This is a genomic window from Vibrio sp. OPT46 (assembly GCF_015163535.1).
In the GTDB taxonomy this organism is placed as follows: Bacteria; Pseudomonadota; Gammaproteobacteria; order Enterobacterales; family Vibrionaceae; genus Vibrio; species Vibrio alginolyticus.
Map to the genome: position 1 here is coordinate 1 of NZ_JADDYG010000452.1, position 1,519 is coordinate 1,519.

The 1,519-nt window shown below is 45.1% G+C and carries 1 protein-coding gene and 1 pseudogene; one reads left to right on the top strand and one right to left on the bottom strand.

The window, feature by feature from the left end; translation table 11 throughout:
• Window positions 1-269: pseudogene (locus tag IQR33_RS19660) on the top strand (transposase); the annotation flags it as partial.
• A gap of 448 nt (window positions 270-717) precedes the next feature.
• On the opposite strand, the gene IQR33_RS19665 reads toward IQR33_RS19660, so the two are convergent.
• On the bottom strand, window positions 718-1,519 hold an 802-nt coding region (locus IQR33_RS19665), incomplete at its 5' end, for a DUF1176 domain-containing protein (protein WP_228014007.1).

Consider the following 1,519-nt stretch of genomic DNA (forward strand, 5'->3'; position numbering starts at 1 on the left):
TTGTACCATTCCAGTACTCGACTGGAGGGAAACAACGGATGCTGGGAATTTCAAAGCGAGGAAATAAAGAGCTGAGAGAACTCTTTGTTCATGCCGCATGAGCAGTGATGTGGAGGGAAGAAACTGCTGAACGCTATTTCGGTTCATGGTTATTAGATTTGAAACGTCGAAAGCCTTTTAATGTTGCTTTAGTTGCGTTAGCAAATAAGCTAGCGAGGATTGCATGGTCAGTAATGACAAGTCACAAGCCCTTTGAATTAAGAGTTTAATCTAGATTTGCATATGGTAATGAAAGATGACAAAACGGTTAGACCACCAGATTGAAGACCTGATGGACAGAACAGCAACTAGAGTGCTTTCACGTTTTTGAGGACAATCTGGCGCGGATCTCATCGTAGAGCTGGGGCTAACTAATCAGTGTCCCAATTAGACTCTGAATACATTAGCGCAAACCAACGCCGTTATTTGGATTTTTCACTTGCAAAACGGGGCGTACCATACATTTGTCCAGAAATATCACGATCTGAATTTTAACACGTGGTATTTTCTAGCTTGAAAATGCCCCCAAATCGCTTAGAATCTTAACCCTATAAAACAGAGGCTGCATGTACTTACCCTACTGAAAGTAATCCTTTTTTATACTCCACCGCTTATTGATGCAAACAACTTAGCAAGCCGCCACCAAGATCGACATTTAAACTCACCTCATTTACAAAATTATTGCTTAGAAGGAAAAGTTACATCAGTGATGTAGGTCGGCATAGGGTCAATACCGCCGGCAATACCTCGGCATGGACCCGTGCTGGATATCAAAGTGGGTACCATAGATTGCCCATCAAACACCCATGCCTGACTTTCCCAGCAATCGCCATATCCTCGTCCCTTGCGGTCTTGGCGCGCCATACCATCTATATAAAAACCATCACTGTCCAATGCAACCAACTGATTGGGGCCATTTTTATCCGCTAACCAATGGTTGCAAAGCGCGTTGTAAGCCATAAGCCAACAAGCACCAATAAATCGTTTACCCTGACCCAGCTCTGCAGTTTCAAGTGATGCGCTCTGGAGTTCGAAATCCAACTCAGATGCTGGCACATTAGTGGTCAGCAACTGTAACACCTCATTATAAGCTGACGAACCGATTTCAAGGGTAACAGCGTTTGATAGCGGTGCTTGCACAGTCAAACTTGGTGGTACTTTAGCGGGTGGTACTTCGTTCTCAGATTGTTTACCTTTGGCAACCACAGCAAATGGTGTGTTGCTACGCCCTTGATACTCATCCATTTTGCGAAACACAGTGCTGGCGCCATTGTTCGAAATGCGCCAGCGCTGCTTTCCAGCGCCTACTTCAATTACCGCGTTAGTAGTAACCACCGCCAATAATGCCTGTACTTGCATGGCGCTCAGCTGACTCGTTTTATCTGTGTAGATTGGGCCGAGGTCTTGGTTGTCAATCAACAAAGTCACACTTGCTGGCAACGCCTGCTCATCATGTAGCTGCAGAAAAAGCTTTGCCGTG